Source organism: Legionella nigrisilvae (assembly GCF_977063395.2).
The window spans coordinates 117,074-133,707 of sequence record NZ_CDRUGZ020000043.1 but is presented as its reverse complement, the minus strand read 5'-3'; the positions used below and the strand labels follow the sequence as shown (position 1 = coordinate 133,707).

The window sequence follows — 16,634 nt, the reverse complement described above, 5'->3', positions numbered from 1 at the left end:
CTCGATTTCTGATTGGATATGATTTGCAGGATAAGCATATGTCGAATGAATTTAAGCCTTACCTTAACAAAAAAGAAAGTAATAGTGGGTTTAGTGCTTGGGATTATGAATCAATTATAAATAATGAAGCAAAAGCAGAAATTAATGAGGAGGAACTATTTCTTGCGGAATGTGAACGCTTGAAGCAAGAAGCTATAAAGAAGGGCTATACGGAGGGAATGCAGCAAGCCATGGCCGAAATTAATGACAAAAGAGAGCAGTTCATACGTTGGTTTGATTTATTACAAAATCCAGTAAAACTTCTAGATGAACACGTTACCCAAGAAATCATTCAAACCATAATTTGGCTCAGCAAGCATTGTATTGGGGTCGAGTTATCCGTTAATCCAGAGCAATTAAAAAACTTATTCAATATCATCAAATTAGAGTTACCTTCTTTACAAACTAATAAAATACTTGCTATGCATCCAGAAGATGTAAATTGGGTTAAAAATGAATTTGGTGAAAAAGAAATACCTGGTTTACAAGAGATTTTGGTAGCAGATCCTTTATTGAGCCGTGGAGATTTCTATTTAAAAGGTGAATACAGCGAGTTAGATGGCCGAATATTTACTCGTTTCGCAACTTTGTTTACAAAATATATTAACCAGGATAACTTGATTCCACCCTTAAAAGATCAGGGTAACCAATGAAAATTTATGAGTCTCATCTGGTTGAGGTATTGTCTGAAATTCGCGAAAAAGAACATTCAGGACTATTGCATTGCGGCCGAGTAAGTCGTGCAGTAGGTCTTACTTTAGAAGCCAAAGGATTTCACCAACCTATTGGTGCACGTTGTTTTATTAATATTGATGGATCACGTACGATTGAAGCCGAAGTAGTTGGTTTTAGCCAAAATTGCGTTTATTTGATGTCTATAGGAGCGATCCAAGGACTCGCCCCTGGTATGATCATTACCCCAACTGGACGGGTCGCTCAGGTGGGAGTGGGAGCTCAATTACTTGGACGAATTGTTAATGGAGCGGGGGTTCTTATTGATGATGGCCCACCTCTTGAGATGAAGGATTCCTATCCTTTAATTAGCCCAGCAGTTAATCCTTTAAAAAGAGCAATCATCGATACACCCTTGGATGTAGGCATTCGTGCAATTAATGGTTTACTCACTGTGGGGCGCGGACAGAGGATCGGTTTATTTGCGGGATCCGGTGTAGGAAAATCTGTGTTATTAGGAATGATGACTCGTTTTACCCAAGCGGATGTGGTGGTAGTTGGATTGATTGGTGAGCGCGGTAGAGAGGTTAAAGAATTTATTGAATCGAATTTAGGTGAAGAAGGTTTAAAACGCGCGATTGTTGTAGCTGCACCCGCAGATGAAAGTCCACTAATGCGTTTGCACGGTGCTAAAGTAGCGACTAGTATCGCTGAGTATTTTCGTGATCAGGGTAAACATGTGCTTCTCTTAATGGATTCATTAACTCGTTTTGCTCAGGCTCAACGAGAGATTGCTCTATCTATTGGAGAAGCCCCAGCAACGAAAGGTTATCCTCCTTCAGTTTTTGCCAAATTACCAAAGCTTGTTGAGCGGGCTGGTAATGGAGAACCAGGTAGCGGTTCGATTACTGCATTTTATACCGTTTTAACTGAGGGGGATGATTTGCAAGATCCGATTGCTGATGCAGCACGGGCTATTTTGGATGGGCATATTGTTCTAAGTCGATCGATTGCGGAAGAAGGACAATATCCTGCTATTGATTTGGAAGCTTCGATAAGTCGAGTAATGCAAACTATAGTACCTGAACAACAAATGAATGATATGCTATTATTCAAAAAATATTTATCCCTGTATGAGAAAAACAAAGATTTCATACTTCTTGGCGCTTATGTTAAAGGAAGCGATCCTAATCTTGATAAAGCGATTCAAGCTCGAGATAAAATTAGGGAATATATGGAACAAGGAATCAACGAACGAGTTGTTTATAAACAAAGTGTAGGGATGTTATCCCAATTAGTATCATCTTTTGGAGCTAATTGATGAGTCAGCGATTAGAGCGTTTAAAACAACTGTTGCAGATGAAAAAAGAAGCGACCTATGCCGCATACCAGGATCTTTTAAAAGCCCAGGAGCAATTCAAACATAATAAGTTAAAGCATGAGCAATTAGTATCTTATCGACAGGATTATTTAAAGCAAGTTGAAAAAATTGGTGAACAAGGAACTGTAGTGGCTCGACTACGTAATCGTATCGATTTTATTAGCCATTTGGATACAGCTTTAATACAATTGAATACGCATTTAGCATATTTAGGAAAGGTAAGGTCTAAAGCCGAACTTAATTACAAGCAAGCTAAAATTTCTGAAGAAGGAGTCAATCATTTGATTGACCGGGTTAACAAGAGCGAACAACTCAAAATCCAGCGCATAGAACAAAAAGAAAATGATGAGTATGCGCAAAAGCAATGGTATAGTAAAAAAATCAATGAGTAATCGAACACTAAGCGTTAGGAAAGTAGTAAAAAGAATATGGATGCTTTTAGCTATCTTTATTATCTTTATGGCTGTTTTATCCAGTATATTTCGATCGTTGACTCCTTGGGCAAAAGAATATAAGGGGGAAGTCGAACAGCATCTTTCAGTTCTCATAGGGCAACCGGTAACGATACAAACGATGGAGACAGGATGGTATTGGTTTCAACCAGTACTTAAATTACATCAGGTTACATTGGGCAATGATTCAGACCATACCTTTCGTATCAACAAATTGTTAGTTGGTATTAACTTATTTAAATCATTATGGAGTTGGCAGATTCAACCCGGAGTCCTCTATATTGATGACATGCATCTCAATTTGAGAGAAAAAGATCATCACTGGACTATTGATGGTGTTGCAACTGACTCGCTCAATAGCAGCGATATGACTCCCGAGAAAACTAAGCAAATATTAATCTGGCTATCGCAACAAGAACATTTAATTATCAAACAGGTTTCAGCGTATTTTCATTTTAGCGACGGGGGATTGATTCCTGTTAATGGTTTAAATGTATCGGTAGTAAATCGAGGGGGACATTATAAATTTAAGGGCGAAGCACGACTTGCACAAACCAGTAGCACTAATTTTCAGCTGTTAGGTGATGGATATTTTGATCCGGAACATTTCGAGGACATTGAAGGAAAATTTTATTTCTCAGCCAAAAATGTTGTGCCTGCTCAATGGCAAAGTTTATTTCCTAAAGCCACAGAACATTTGGAAGGCGGTAAAGGTTATATAAATTTATGGCTTGATGTGCATCATGGTGCCATCTCTTCCATACAAGCGCAGATAACTTTTAAGCGACTCGCTTGGAGATTATTGAACAATCAACAGAGCCAACTCATCCAATCATTTTTTGCCAATCTTTCTTGGAAACCCAATAGTTTGGGTTGGCAGTTTCAAGCCGATCCAATTAGATTGCGAATAGGTGGTGTGACATGGCCCGAGAATAAATTATTGCTTAAATACAATAAAGAGCAACAAAGTTACCAATTATTTGTAAAGTCAATCATTATTGAATCATTGTTTTCTAATGCGATTAACTGGCCTAAAAGTATCCAAGATATATTGAGCATGAAGCCTAAAGGAGTCCTAAAAGATACTCAACTTCTTGTCGCTTTAAATACTAATGTGTCAGTTATTCCACCCGTTCCCGTTTTTAACACCTTTACTGTAAATGAACAGTCAACGTCAAAATCATCGTCCTCTCTTAGTACCTCTCAGAATATTACTGATCCATTACTAATAAGAAAAAATGATTTTTCCATTAGTGACTATTCAATAAATTATGTTTTAACACGTTTTGAGGAGTTAGAATGGAATGGCAAAGGAACAATTCCTCAAGTAAGAAATCTCTCAGGTGTTATAAATTGGCAGCCGGAACAAGGACGTTTAGAACTAGATTCTGAAAATACCTCGGTAAAAGTTAAAGGATATCCAGAACAAATCTTAACATTACTCAATGGAGCTTTTGAATGGAAAGAGTTAAGTGATGGTTTGCGAGTAAGTATGGAACGACTGGTAATAAATCAGCCCGAACTCACATTAAGTATGCGAGGCGCAATCGATCAGGTGACTCGAGAGTCTGTAGGTACTATTCGTCTCGGCATTGAGTTTTCTGGAAAGAATTGGCAAAAATGGGTGGCGTTTTTACCTAAAAAGTACATGAAACCCAAATTATATCTCTGGCTGAAAAATGATGTAAAACGTATTGCAGTCGCGAGTGGAAGGATAATTGTTAATGGTTTGGCAAAAGAATTTCCTTTCGATAACAATACTGGTGAATTCACTTTAGAAAGTTATGCAAGCGGAGGAGAGCTTGCCATTAACTCAAAATGGCCGGTTGTCAAAGAGATTGATGGATACATTCATCTAAAAAATCGTAATCTCAATATTGATATAGTCCATGCTAATTTTCAGGGTGTACCGGCTAAGCAAATGTTTTTGCGAATTTATGACATTGGAAAAAATAAAGAGAATTTACTGGTGACTGGGAAAATTGATGCATCAGTACAAAAAATGATGAATTATGTGATGGCGTCACCTTTAAAGAAAAAACTGTCGCTTTTAAAAATGTTGTCCGTCAAAGGCTCCGCTTTACTTGATTTAAGTGTACAGGTTCCTTTATATCCAGAGAATGATGAGGTCCTTGCTAAAGGAAATGTGGCCTTTAAAAATAATACGATAACTGTCAATCATGAATTAGGCCAATTTGCTGTACGAAATGTTTCAGGGGGTTTGATGTTTAATGAAACTGGAATAATCGACAGTTACCTGTTCGCCAATATCTTGGGTCATCCAATGAACATCAAAATTCAATCCGTTAAAGACCCCAAACCCGCTACAACAATTGCAATTACTGGAAAATGTACCGTTGATTCTTTGAAAAACCAATTTAAATTGCCACTTCTTTCTGTAGTTGATGGCTCATTTGATATGAATGCAGTTTTGAAGTTGAGTGATAAACCTTCTGAGGCTGATAGCATCAGTTTTAATAGTACTTTGGAAGGATTGGAAGTTAATTTACCTGAGCCTTTAGGTAAAAAATCAGATACAAAGGCGCCTCTTCAGTTAAATCTTGACCTTAATGCAAAGAAAATGATGCGTTTGAATGGAAATTACGACAATCGTTTAAGTGCGGATCTTCTTTTTAAAAATGCGAAAGAAGCTTATGTTTTTGATTCAGGACAAGTACGTTTAGGTAGTGCTAATGCTGTAAATCAAAAATTGCCTGGGCTTTCAATTGTAGGTGTATTAAAAGGATTTGATTTACACGCATGGAAGGATGTATACAATCAATTTTCATCACCAAAAACAGGCGCATCCTTATTTAACAATTTGCGAATTATCAATGTAACTATAGATAAATTGGGTTTTTTGAAACAGCAATTTAATAAAATGAAAGTGAAAGCAAAAATTTTGCCGAATAAGGATTGGTCTTTTAATTTGCAACAGAAAAATATTGCAGCGGATTTAATCTATCGAGCACCTGGAAATGAATTAAGTGGTCATGTCTATCATTTAAATTTAGAGAAGATTGATACAGTAGGTGGCGATCTTGCCGAGAGCACCCAAGTACATCCAAAACAAATACCCAATCTTAACTTGCGGATTGATAATTTATCCGTAGGCAAAGTGCAAGTGGGGGATGTAACTTTAAAAAGTCAATCCACAGCTGAAAAGTGGAAAATGGATTATTGCCAAATTACTTCACCCGTATATCAATTTAATATTCAGGGCGAATGGATTCAAAAGGAGAATAGAGATCAGACAAATTTTGACCTCAAACTGAGTATCGCCAATCTAGCTAAAACTCTGGAACGTTGGAATGTCACTCCCACGGTCCATGCAAAAAAAGGATATATGGAGTTTCATGGCGGTTGGAATAAGAGTTTATATCAATTCTCTCTTGCATCGTTAAAAGGGACTATGTATTTGCAACTTAAAAACGGAAGGATTACGCATTTAAGTAAGGAGACAGAAGAAAAGTTAGGTCTCGGTAAATTATTAAGTATCCTAAGCTTGCAAACCATTCCGCGCCGTTTACAATTAGATTTTAGTGATTTGGCACATCAAGGGTATAGCTTCGATATTTTTCAGGGAAATTTTATTGTAAATAAGGGAATTATGGGCACACAAGACAGCTATCTTGATGGTCCTGTCGCTTATGCAAGCATGAAAGGCGATCTTGATTTGGTTAAACATACTTATGATCTAAACTTGAAAATATCCCCTCATATAACAGCCAGTTTGCCTGTTGTTGCAACTATTGCTGGTGGGCCTGTAGCTGGTGTTGCAGCCTGGGTGGCCAATAAAATTATTAATCAAAGTATGCAGAAAATTTCTGCGTATAGTTATAAAATTTCAGGACCTTGGGATGAACCTGTTGTACAACAGCTCGATATTGTAAAGAAAATAATGAGAAAGGAAGAGTCCTAATCTTATGGATTTAGCTTAATGTTACATCTTATATTTGATCGTTATTGGGATATTTGTTTATTAAAAGAAAGTCCAGAAAATACACCATATTCCATTTCTCTAATGGTATTAAGTAGTATTTTACTGATTTTACTGATCACGATTGAATGGGATTATTCTTATTTTAATTCTTCCGAAGATCTCGTTAATAATGTCGCTACTTCAATATACTTGGTGATTTCTTATATCATTTATACCTATCTGGCTTTGTATTTAAAAGGATTAACTTCACGCTTGGTGCAAACAGTTACATCGTTATACTGTATCAACATTATCATCCATATATTAGTGGTACCGTTATTGATTTTAGCACCTTACTTGTCTCTTCCTAATCTAAAAAATCCCTTATTAATATTTGTAGGCATTCTTTATTTGTTTTTCAGTTTAGGATTATCAGTTTGGCAGTTTGTTATCATAGCCCATATATTTAAGTTCGCGTTAAACACAACAGCAATTCAATCGGTCTTAGCCGCATTTGGTTTAATAGCGGTTAATATATTAACTGTTTCTTTTTTACAATGAGATAGGATTATCATGCATTTACATATTTTAGGTATAAGCGGAACTTTTATGAGCGCTCTAGCTTTATTAGCACGGGATGCCGGTCATAAAGTTACTGGTAGTGATGCGAATTGTTATCCACCCGTGAGCGATTTGCTTACTGCAAAAGGGATAATCTGGACTGAAGGGTATGATGATCCTACTTTAGCCTTGCAAGCAGATCTCGTTATTGTGGGGAATGCGATGAAAAGAGGGATGCCTGTACTCGAAGCGGTCATTGAATCAGGTAAGCAGTACACTTCTGGACCACAGTGGCTTGCGGAAAATATTTTATCCAAATATCGAGTAATCGCTGTTGCTGGGACACATGGTAAAACGACTACTACATCAATGATTGCATGGATTTTACATCAAGCAGGATTGAATCCTGGCTTTTTAATTGGTGGCGTATCTTCTGATTTTAAGACGAGTGCTTGTCTCGGAACAGGTAAATGGTTTGTGATCGAAGCAGATGAATATGATAGTGCTTTTTTTGATAAACGTCCTAAATTCATGCATTATCGCCCAAGAATTGCTATTTTGAACAATCTGGAATTTGATCATGCTGATATTTATCCTGATTTAGCAGCGATTCAATTGCAATTTCATTATCTGTTGCGAACTATCCCTGCCAGCGGTGTTGCCATAAAACCTCGAGATGATAAAGCACTTAATGAAGTTATTGAGCGTGGACAATATTCACGCATTGAAGAGTTGGCTTTGGAAGGGAACGCTCAATGGTCAGCCCAATTAATTGAGGAAAATGGCTCTGCCTTTAAAGTATTACATCATGGAAAAGAAGTCGCTGAGGTGAAATGGCCATTAATAGGGCGTTTTAATGTTGAAAATGGCCTAGCAGCTCTTGCTGCGAGTGTAAACGCTGGGATCGAGCCTAAAGTTGCAGCTGAGGCTTTAGAACGGTTTACGCCTGTAAAACGTCGATTAGAGGTTCGCTCAAATAAACATGACATAACGGTTTATGATGATTTTGCACATCATCCTACAGCCATTATGCGAACGGTTGATGCTTTAAAACGAAGCAATAGACATCAACGTATTTTTGCAGTGTTAGAGTTTGCATCCTACACCATGCGAACAGGGGTTCATGCGGATGAAATGGCGCATGCCTTGCAACCCGTTCATGGAGCGTATGTTTTAGAACCACAGGATTTCAATTTGCATGAAACAATAAGCAACTGGACGTGTCCCTATAAGATTTGTAAAAATCATGACGAAATAATTAAAGAAATAACCCATACAGTACAAGCAGGAGATGCTGTTTTGGTTATGAGTAACCGAGGTTTTAATGGAATTCATCAAAAGTTAATCAATTCTATAGACGAGCGGTTTTCAAGATAGATTTGGGACTCAGGACAGAGGATTACGATGAGAGATCCCTTGTTGCACTCAGGATGATTGCAAGAGATCCCCGGGTTCCTCTGCACCCATGCTAAATCTAAGTTTAAACATTTCTTCATATCTGACTTGCTGAGTTATCCTCGAACTTATTGGGCATAAAAAAACTAGAAAAAAGACGTTTAATTCTTTTTATGTTCAATTAGTTAAATTAATAGTTGCAATATTTTTTATAGGTTGCTATAAAAAATGAAGGCGTTTACATTTTTGGACAATGACGCGTTGCAGTTATTGCGGGTCAGATTTGCAGGAGGGACGCAATGACAGAGTTTGCCGAATTTCAGCAAAAAGCGAAAAAACTAGCAACGTGTTTGGCGCGATCTTATGGACACCATGTGGGATGTTTGAATTTTTTTTCTTTATTCGTTCCTAATCATGTTGCTATCGATGATGCGGCTACAATAAGCATGCTGGCTCACAGTTTAGATGAGACCTATGAACTAATCCAATATGTTAAAGTTGTTAAGAGAGATCTTACGCTAACTCTAGATGATTTCAATGAATTTAAAAGTAAGGTTATTATTGGAATATATTTGGTCAAGTGGACCCAATATAATTCTTCAGTCAGTAATTATCTTTACCAATCTTTGATTGAATTATTTCGTAGTCATTTAGAAATCCAATCTCTTGATGAAATGGATAAGGATTTTTTTAATTCATGTTTGAGCGAGTTCAGTTATTATTGCACTTTTGTATATGAACGGCGCGAAGAAGAAACATACCGGGAACTAAATAAGCGATTAGGAGCAACAATTCAAAAGGACATTCATGAAGCAAAATATTTTTCGTCTAGCAAGAATTCTTCAGCTTTATTTGGGCTTTATAGAGGAATTATGAATTCTTTGGGAATGAGTATGTATTAAGGAGGATGTATGACTTTTATTCCGCCAACGTTTGCAAAACTTAGAGTCAATACGCTGAACTTAGAAACTAAATATTCCACTATATTGGGAAGGTATACAGTAGTGGATAGTCAGGTCAGTGAGGGATCCTCTGCACTGGATGTATTAATAGCTAGAACAAATGAAGTAATTAAATGTAAATCAGATCGAACTCCTCAAATTGAAGTGTTTAATCAATTGGTTAATGAATTACGCCAAATTCCGAAAGAAAACAAAAAGGATACAGAGCAAGGAACAATGTTTTTATTAGGGGCCTTAATTCATCGTTATTTTCGATTGATTAAGGAGTATGACAATCATAATTATTATGCCTCTTGGACGATATGGGGTAAATGTAATGTAACTGATTGCAGGTTATTTCAAGCGATAAGAAGAGCATTGCAATTTAAAGAATTAGACGAAGTAAAAAAGACTTTTAGAGTAGATGATTTAAAAATTCTTGATGTTGTAACTATTGTCAAAGCACTAGAGGTTTTTCGTAATAACATGCTGCTTGAAGATAAAGAACATGTTGCTCGATTTATGAAATACCCGCACTTTGCTGAAGATAAAAATTTCAAACCTTACTTACAGGACATTATCGATGAACATGCGCGAAGAGGAGCAGCTATTCTAAATCAGTTTGCAGCAATTGAATTCATTAAAACTTTAGCAGAACAAATTGAAAATGAACGGCAACAGCTGGAGAAAGATATAGAAAAATGGTGTAAAGGGGTAGCCAAAGATTATAAAGATTTTAAGGTCTTTAAAAATTTAGATGATGAGGCAATAAATGCAAGCCTAAGTAAATATGTGGAATCAGAAACATCCAGAAATATAATTTTTAGTTTATTTTATACTCCATTAATACAAGACAACCTTGAGTCCACAGAGCACAGCTCCTTTTTAACCAAAATGAAAGGTTGTTATGATTCAACATGCAGCTATATGCTTTTTGGTGGCTATGTATTGCTATTACAACAGTCAAAAACGCTAGATACGGATCTACTCTTTACGCTTCAGCAAGCTTTAGGTTTGGAAAAAAATCTGGATGAATTAACTCAAGACGATATGCTCAATGGGGTGAAGTTTCTCAAACAATTCCTTGAAACAGAGCCTGGCGCTGTCTTGGATTGCACATTTTTCAATGGAAAAGTTAAAATGCTTACGGCCATCGCAAGAGCTGAGAAAGAGCTCACCTATCAGGAAGAGCAGAAAAAAGACGAAGTGGTGATACTTACTGTTTAAATTTTATTGAAAAAGTATCTTATTTGGATTATTTATATACAAGTCGACAGTATAAATTATCTTATAGCAGTTATTGGTGGTAAATTGGGTGAAGTCTTGGGCAGAAGAGTCCTGTCGATTAACTTGGAGAACTTGATCTAGCCCAAGAAGATTGAGTTGGGTCAGAATTTCTCCAAGAGAGATCTGAATTATCAGAATTTCTTACGTAAAGCACCTTCAATATAGGTTCACAGACCTTTTCTTAGATAAATTCTTATTAAGAATTTGCTGTGCTCCTCTATATTATCTACAGAGGTAAGTGCACTCTTTCTACTTTCTTCCAGTACTTTGAAATGAATACCATTCCTAACATATGTGGTTCGTATTAGTCCAAATTTGGCTCCATTTGTAAGCTGGAGTTAATAATGATCGGATTAAAGAAGAAAATAAAGGATGAGGTGCACTTAAATACATCCAAGAAATAAACAAGGAACGGAAACAATTTTCTATTCCCAGAGATATTTGTTGTTTTATGAATAATCAAAGCGCTAATGAAAACGGATTAAAATCGGTTTTCACATCATAATGATCTACATTATCCTTTCGCTTTAAATAATTGGAAACATGATAAGTAATGGGTAATGCACATATTTCATACAATACTTTGAATAAATACATCGTTCCAATAATTTGCCAAATCGCCGCATAGGGAATCATGAATAAAAAAGCAATATGAGTAAAAAGTAAGGTATCGATACCTACACCGATCATTGTGCTTGTAATTGCTCGCAACCAAAGCCGCTCACCAGATGTTAACACTTTCAGTTTGGCCAGAATAATTGAATTGGCAAATTCACCAAAAAAATAACTAATGACAGAGGCTGTGAACACCCTTAATGTTCCTTGATATACAGTTGCATAAGCTTCTTGATGAGACCAAAAGGGTGAAGGAGTCAGATAAATGGTAAGCCAGGTGCCCAAAAAAACGATAGTATTCGCCAGTAATGCCATCCAAATAATCCGTCGACTCACTTTAAATCCATATACTTCAGTCAAAATGTCATCAAAAACATAGGTTAAAGGAAAAAAAATCAAACCCGCAGCAAAACTAATTGAACCAAAAGCAGCAATTTTAAAGGCTGCTAAATTCGATAAAATTAAAAAAGTTGTAAACAAAATTCCTACACTAATGACACTGGATTTGTTGGCGGATGTATGTTTAGGGAACCTTTTAATTAGATCCAGGTTATTTGTTTGTTCGGCCGAATATAAAGCTGCGATATGTGCTACATCTTCATGCGAAAAATTATCCAACCATTTTTTATGGTACAGTTCACTTATAGGCTTATCAAAAGTGACTGCCCCACCAGTAACTTGGACTTTAACGTAAACTTTAGCTGTATTAAGATAGTTCTCGTCAACTGAAATAATCCGATATGCATTTGAAATAATTTTACCTGTAGAGGTCTGAAACAGTTGTTTTATTCGCTGAAATAATTTATTGATCATGGTTTTATATATTGAGAAACGATAATGACTGACGCCCTTATTATGCCTAAAAATAAAGCTAAAGTCAGTACGATTACGCTTGAGACGCTTATTGGACAATCCATTCAAATGGAGCCACTTACTATAAATCATTATGCCAATTTGCGTTATCCGGCTAATGATGCCCGTATTTGGACTTACATGCCAAATAAAGCGAATGGTGAGTTTTATGATTCCTGGTTTCAAGATTGTTTGTTAAAGCAAGTGCAGGGTTTACAATTCACGTATGTGATAAGAAGATTTAAAGATAACGAGTTAATTGGAAGCCGAGCTTATTATGAGATCGACTTGCAACATAAAAAATTGGAAGTGGGCTATGGCTGGCTGACGCCATCAGTATGGGGTAAGCAGTACAATCATGAGTCGTTATTTTTGTTATTTCAAAATGCATTTGAAGCGTGGAGCCTTAATCGGGTTCAAATCGCAACAGATCCTCGTAATGTGAAAAACTACAATACATTAAACAAATTAGGCGCTACAAAAGAGGGTATTCTGCGTCAACATATGATTCATCACAATGGACAGGTCACAGATACGGTTTTATATAGTATCCTTGCTGAAGAGTGGCCTGAAGTGAAAAAGAAGTTAGTAGAACGATTAAAACGTGTAGAATGTTAATGAAGGAGCTGCTTTAGGTTTTATAGTGTTGTTATGGGCCCTTAGTACTTGGGGTTATACGTATACGCTTGTTTTTAGCACTTTTTGTATCGTCATCTGGAATATTGCTATCACAATCTAGTTCGCTTTGATGTGGATTATCAGCACTACTTGGATTAAAAAATTTTATTGATTGTTTACGTTTTTTTGGGGGGCCTATAGGATTTGATTCATCATGCTCGTCTGCTTCAGTTTCATCAAAAACATTTGTTTCGAGATGATTAATAAATGTTTTATATAGTTCTCTACGAGCAAGTAATTTTTCTATCAATTTTTCCGCTATAGAGAAATGAAATGCAGTAAAAGATTTCCTTTTTACTGAATGTAAATCTTTTTCTGAAAGTTTTGCTATTTTTATCATTGTTGATATTATTCTTTCTCTATCTGAGAATAAGATTTCAGCAACAGGACTTTTAAATTTCTTATGCTCGTGATCTAAAATTTCAGTTAAATACTTATCATCCTCCGAGTTACTTGTGATTTCATTGGTAAGATAATTAAGTACAAAATTATTAATATATTTTTCTAAATTAATATTATTATTTTCAATAATAAATGAATTAAAACTACATCCAGGGTCTAATCGGATTCCCAAAAAAGTATCATTATTCTTGATAAACCCAAAATTTCCACCTTCCCAATCGATTTCTCCTAAAAAATGACATACTACAAATAAGTCGATTAATCCGACTATATTAAGTTCTAGAATATTTGTAGGCGGTTCTTCTGCATATTGGAAATATATAGAGCCATCTGGTGATATTTTAATTACCTCATCCCAATCACGGTAGTTTTTTAATAGTTTTGCAGCTCGATAATAATTCGTATTGGTTTTATTTCTTAAAAGATGGTACTCCGGATGTTCAGGGCCTAAAATATGGCGTAGTAAATTACCTGAAAAGACTGCATATTCAGCTGCGAGGAGAGGGTCCAAAGATTCGTGTTGATTATTTGAACTTATGTAGTATTCATCCCCTCGTTCTAAAGGATATTCTTCTTCCTCTTCATCTTCTAAAGATTTTTGGCCCAACACAAAGAAATACTTTCCCATGGGATCTCTTAATTGATAAATAGTACAAATAAGTATAGTTAAAAATCGAATGTACTGAGGCTTTGTTTGGGGGAGGGTTCTAACGTCCCGATTTACGAGTTAGCAAGTTTGTTTGAATGATTTTAGTTGAATGATTGATAAGTGCCTGGCGGTTTTTAGTCGCCAGGCTGGATGTTTTATATCGCAAAACATGAATAGGTATTTTTACAATTAATGCTAAGAGAACTTGATTTCCCCGTTTTTATAAGTGACTTTAATTGTATCACCTGCTTTGAATTTCCCAGTCAATATATCTTGTGCCAAAGGATTTTCCAGTTGCTGCTGAATGGTGCGTTTTAACGGTCTTGCTCCATATACTGGATCAAAACCTGCTTCTGCTAAGTGAGATAAGGCATCCTGCGTTACATTGAGATGGATATCTTGTTGATTCAAGCGTTTTTGCAAGTAACTAATTTGAATTCCTGCAATTTTTGCAATTTGATCTTGAGCAAGAGCGTGGAAGACCACTGTATCATCGATACGGTTAATAAATTCAGGACGGAAGTGTTGGCGTACCATTTCCATAACCGCATCTTTAATTTGCTCGTATTTAAATTTATTGCCCATTTCTTGAATCAAATTGGAGCCAAGATTCGAAGTCATGACAATAATGGCATTACGAAAATCAACGGTACGCCCCTGGCCATCAGTCAAGCGCCCATCATCCATAACTTGCAGAAGTATATTGAACACATCGGTATGGGCTTTTTCTACTTCATCAAGTAAAACTACGGAATAGGGTCTGCGCCGGACTGCCTCTGTTAGATATCCGCCTTCCTCATAGCCTACGTATCCAGGAGGAGCACCAATCAGACGAGCCACAGAATGTTTTTCCATAAATTCAGACATGTCGATACGTACCATCGCTTCTTCTGTATCAAAGAGGAATGAAGCCAAGGCTTTACATAATTCCGTCTTACCCACGCCTGTAGGACCAAGGAACAAAAATGAACCAATAGGGCGGTTAGGGTCGGATAAACCGGCACGGGAACGACGAATGGCATTAGATACAGCATTGATTGCTTCATTTTGACCTATGAGGCGATGATGAAGGACTTCTTCCATACGAAGTAATTTTTCTTTTTCACCTTCCATCATTTTGGCTACAGGGATACCTGTCCATTTCGATACGACTTCTGCAACCTCATCTTCGGTCACTTTATTACGGACTAATTTGTTCTCATGCGATTCAACTTCAGCTACTTGGGATAAACGTTTTTCAAGCTCTGGAATGCGGCCGTATTGTAATTCCGACATTCGACTCAAATCTCCAGCTCGACGTGCAGTTTCCATTTCAAGTTTTGCTTGTTCCAGGGCTTCTTTGATTTGTGTAGCCCCATGCATGGTTGCTTTTTCAGCTTTCCATACTTCTTCTAAGTCAGAATAGTTCTTTTCTAATTCATCAATTGAATGCTGCAGATCTTCAAGGCGTTTTTTAGAGGCTTCATCATGTTCTTTTTTTAGTGCCTCACGTTCAATTTTCAATTGAATCAAACGTCGCTCTAATTTATCCATGCTTTCGGGTTTTGAATCTATTTCCATACGAATCAAACTTCCTGCTTCATCAATTAAGTCAATTGCTTTATCAGGTAATTGTCGGTCCGTAATATACCGGTGTGATAAAGTAGCTGCTGCAACGATTGCAGGATCCGTAATTTCAACTCCATGATGTACTTCATAGCGCTCTTTTAAACCACGAAGAATAGCAATGGTGTCTTCCACAGTCGGTTCATCAACCAAAACTTTTTGAAAACGTCGTTCTAGAGCGGCATCTTTCTCGATATATTGTCGGTATTCATCTAGAGTAGTGGCACCGATGCAATGGAGTTCACCCCGGGCTAAAGCAGGTTTTAACATGTTTCCTGCATCCATAGCACCCTCAGCTTTTCCAGCACCCACCATGGTATGAAGTTCGTCAATAAAGAGAATGATTTGACCTTCCTGTTTTGCTAAATCATTAAGAACTGCTTTGAGCCGCTCTTCAAATTCCCCGCGATATTTTGCTCCCGCAATCAATGCACCCATATCCAAAGAGAGCAAGCGTTTATTTTTTAGGCCTTCAGGAACTTCGCCATTAATAATGCGTTGGGCTAATCCCTCAACAATTGCAGTTTTACCTACTCCCGGCTCACCAATCAAAACAGGGTTGTTTTTTGTACGTCTTTGTAATACCTGAATGGTTCTTCGAATTTCATCATCGCGACCAATTACCGGATCCAGTTTCCCTTGTTCTGCTCGGGCGGTTAAATCAAGAGTATACTTTTCTAAAGCTTGGCGTTGTTCTTCGGCATTAGCGTCATTAATGCTTTCACCGCCACGCAACTCACTAATTGCGTTTTCTATTGCTTTGGCTTCACCGCCAGCTTGTTTAAGCATTCGAGAAAGGCTACCTTCCTCGTTTATTGCTGCTAGAACAAAAAGCTCGCTCGAAATGAAATTATCCTTTTTCTGTTGAGCCAGTTTATCAGTAAGGTTTAAGAGACGATTTAATCCATTGGAAATATGAATATCACCACCCATTCCAGATACTTTGGGAAGTTTGTCTAATGCTTGGTCTAAAAGAGTCCTTAATAAAGGGATATTGACACCCGCTTTACTCAGTAGAGGTCTACAACTGCCTCCTTGTTGATCCAAAAGCGCTTTCATTAAGTGCTCTGGTTCGATAAAACCATTATCTCTCCCTAAAGCGAGAGACTGAGCATCTGCCAAGGCTATTTGAAACTTTGATGTTAGCTTATCCATTCTCATGATATATAACCTTCTAATGGGT

At 36.9% G+C, this 16,634-nt stretch carries 12 protein-coding genes; 9 read left to right on the top strand and 3 right to left on the bottom strand.

What is annotated here, in order from left to right; translation table 11 throughout:
• Positions 1–38: 38 nt before the first annotated feature.
• From ACWTE2_RS31055 to ACWTE2_RS31020, 8 genes are all read left to right on the top strand, one after another.
• Positions 39–692, top strand: coding sequence for a flagellar assembly protein FliH (locus ACWTE2_RS31055; protein ID WP_454785799.1), 654 nt, complete (start codon positions 39–41; stop codon positions 690–692).
• Positions 689–2,032, top strand: coding sequence for a flagellar protein export ATPase FliI (fliI, locus tag ACWTE2_RS31050; protein WP_454785798.1), 1,344 nt, complete (start codon positions 689–691; stop codon positions 2,030–2,032). The genes ACWTE2_RS31055 and fliI overlap by 4 nt, the downstream gene beginning before the upstream one ends.
• The gene (gene fliJ, locus ACWTE2_RS31045) at positions 2,032–2,484 is read left to right on the top strand and encodes a flagellar export protein FliJ (protein WP_182393402.1); all 453 of its coding nucleotides are present in this window, start codon (positions 2,032–2,034) and stop codon (positions 2,482–2,484) included. Before fliI ends, fliJ begins: the two co-directional genes overlap by 1 nt.
• Positions 2,444–6,466: a YhdP family protein gene (locus ACWTE2_RS31040; RefSeq protein ID WP_454785797.1), complete on the top strand. Its 4,023-nt coding sequence runs from the start codon at positions 2,444–2,446 to the stop codon at positions 6,464–6,466. The genes fliJ and ACWTE2_RS31040 overlap by 41 nt, the downstream gene beginning before the upstream one ends.
• Before the next feature lie 18 nt (positions 6,467–6,484).
• Positions 6,485–7,027, top strand: coding sequence for a hypothetical protein (locus ACWTE2_RS31035; RefSeq protein WP_454785796.1), 543 nt, complete (start codon positions 6,485–6,487; stop codon positions 7,025–7,027).
• Between the two features lie 12 nt (positions 7,028–7,039).
• Positions 7,040–8,404 carry a UDP-N-acetylmuramate:L-alanyl-gamma-D-glutamyl-meso-diaminopimelate ligase gene (mpl, locus tag ACWTE2_RS31030; RefSeq protein ID WP_454785795.1) on the top strand — a complete coding sequence of 455 codons (1,365 nt, stop codon included), beginning with the start codon at positions 7,040–7,042 and terminating at the stop codon, positions 8,402–8,404.
• Between the two features lie 317 nt (positions 8,405–8,721).
• On the top strand, positions 8,722–9,324 hold the full coding sequence (locus ACWTE2_RS31025; protein ID WP_454785794.1) for a hypothetical protein: 603 nt from the start codon (positions 8,722–8,724) through the stop codon (positions 9,322–9,324).
• A 9-nt stretch (positions 9,325–9,333) separates the two neighbouring features.
• Positions 9,334–10,590, top strand: coding sequence for a hypothetical protein (locus tag ACWTE2_RS31020; RefSeq protein WP_454785793.1), 1,257 nt, complete (start codon positions 9,334–9,336; stop codon positions 10,588–10,590).
• A 519-nt stretch (positions 10,591–11,109) separates the two neighbouring features.
• Here ACWTE2_RS31020 and ACWTE2_RS31015 read toward each other — a convergent pair.
• A complete protein-coding gene (locus ACWTE2_RS31015; RefSeq protein ID WP_454785792.1) occupies positions 11,110–12,078 on the bottom strand; it encodes a queuosine precursor transporter in 969 nt (322 codons plus the stop codon).
• A gap of 24 nt (positions 12,079–12,102) precedes the next feature.
• On the opposite strand from ACWTE2_RS31015, the gene ACWTE2_RS31010 reads away from it, so the two are divergent.
• Positions 12,103–12,735 (top strand): GNAT family N-acetyltransferase, encoded by a 633-nt coding sequence (locus ACWTE2_RS31010; protein WP_454785791.1) that lies wholly within the window; start codon positions 12,103–12,105, stop codon positions 12,733–12,735.
• A 31-nt stretch (positions 12,736–12,766) separates the two neighbouring features.
• On the opposite strand, the gene ACWTE2_RS31005 is transcribed toward ACWTE2_RS31010, so the two are convergent.
• Positions 12,767–13,825 (bottom strand): hypothetical protein, encoded by a 1,059-nt coding sequence (locus tag ACWTE2_RS31005; protein WP_454785790.1) that lies wholly within the window; start codon positions 13,823–13,825, stop codon positions 12,767–12,769.
• 216 nt (positions 13,826–14,041) lie between these two features.
• Entirely contained in the window at positions 14,042–16,612 is a 2,571-nt protein-coding gene (gene clpB, locus ACWTE2_RS31000; protein ID WP_454785789.1) for an ATP-dependent chaperone ClpB, read from the bottom strand.
• Positions 16,613–16,634: the final 22 nt, after the last annotated feature.

What these genes read in the sequence shown, in the direction of transcription:
- ACWTE2_RS31040 (WP_454785797.1), top strand. Translation starts at nt 2,444, where the DNA reads ATGCGCAAAAGCAATGGTATAGTAAAAAAATCAATGAGTAATCGAACA.
- fliI (WP_454785798.1), top strand. Translation starts at nt 689, where the DNA reads ATGAAAATTTATGAGTCTCATCTGGTTGAGGTATTGTCTGAAATTCGC.
- fliJ (WP_182393402.1), top strand. Translation starts at nt 2,032, where the DNA reads ATGAGTCAGCGATTAGAGCGTTTAAAACAACTGTTGCAGATGAAAAAA.
- mpl (WP_454785795.1), top strand. Translation starts at nt 7,040, where the DNA reads ATGCATTTACATATTTTAGGTATAAGCGGAACTTTTATGAGCGCTCTA.
- clpB (WP_454785789.1), bottom strand. Translation starts at nt 16,612, where the DNA reads ATGAGAATGGATAAGCTAACATCAAAGTTTCAAATAGCCTTGGCAGAT.
- ACWTE2_RS31020 (WP_454785793.1), top strand. Translation starts at nt 9,334, where the DNA reads ATGACTTTTATTCCGCCAACGTTTGCAAAACTTAGAGTCAATACGCTG.
- ACWTE2_RS31010 (WP_454785791.1), top strand. Translation starts at nt 12,103, where the DNA reads ATGACTGACGCCCTTATTATGCCTAAAAATAAAGCTAAAGTCAGTACG.
- ACWTE2_RS31025 (WP_454785794.1), top strand. Translation starts at nt 8,722, where the DNA reads ATGACAGAGTTTGCCGAATTTCAGCAAAAAGCGAAAAAACTAGCAACG.
- ACWTE2_RS31015 (WP_454785792.1), bottom strand. Translation starts at nt 12,078, where the DNA reads ATGATCAATAAATTATTTCAGCGAATAAAACAACTGTTTCAGACCTCT.
- ACWTE2_RS31055 (WP_454785799.1), top strand. Translation starts at nt 39, where the DNA reads ATGTCGAATGAATTTAAGCCTTACCTTAACAAAAAAGAAAGTAATAGT.
- ACWTE2_RS31005 (WP_454785790.1), bottom strand. Translation starts at nt 13,825, where the DNA reads ATGGGAAAGTATTTCTTTGTGTTGGGCCAAAAATCTTTAGAAGATGAA.
- ACWTE2_RS31035 (WP_454785796.1), top strand. Translation starts at nt 6,485, where the DNA reads ATGTTACATCTTATATTTGATCGTTATTGGGATATTTGTTTATTAAAA.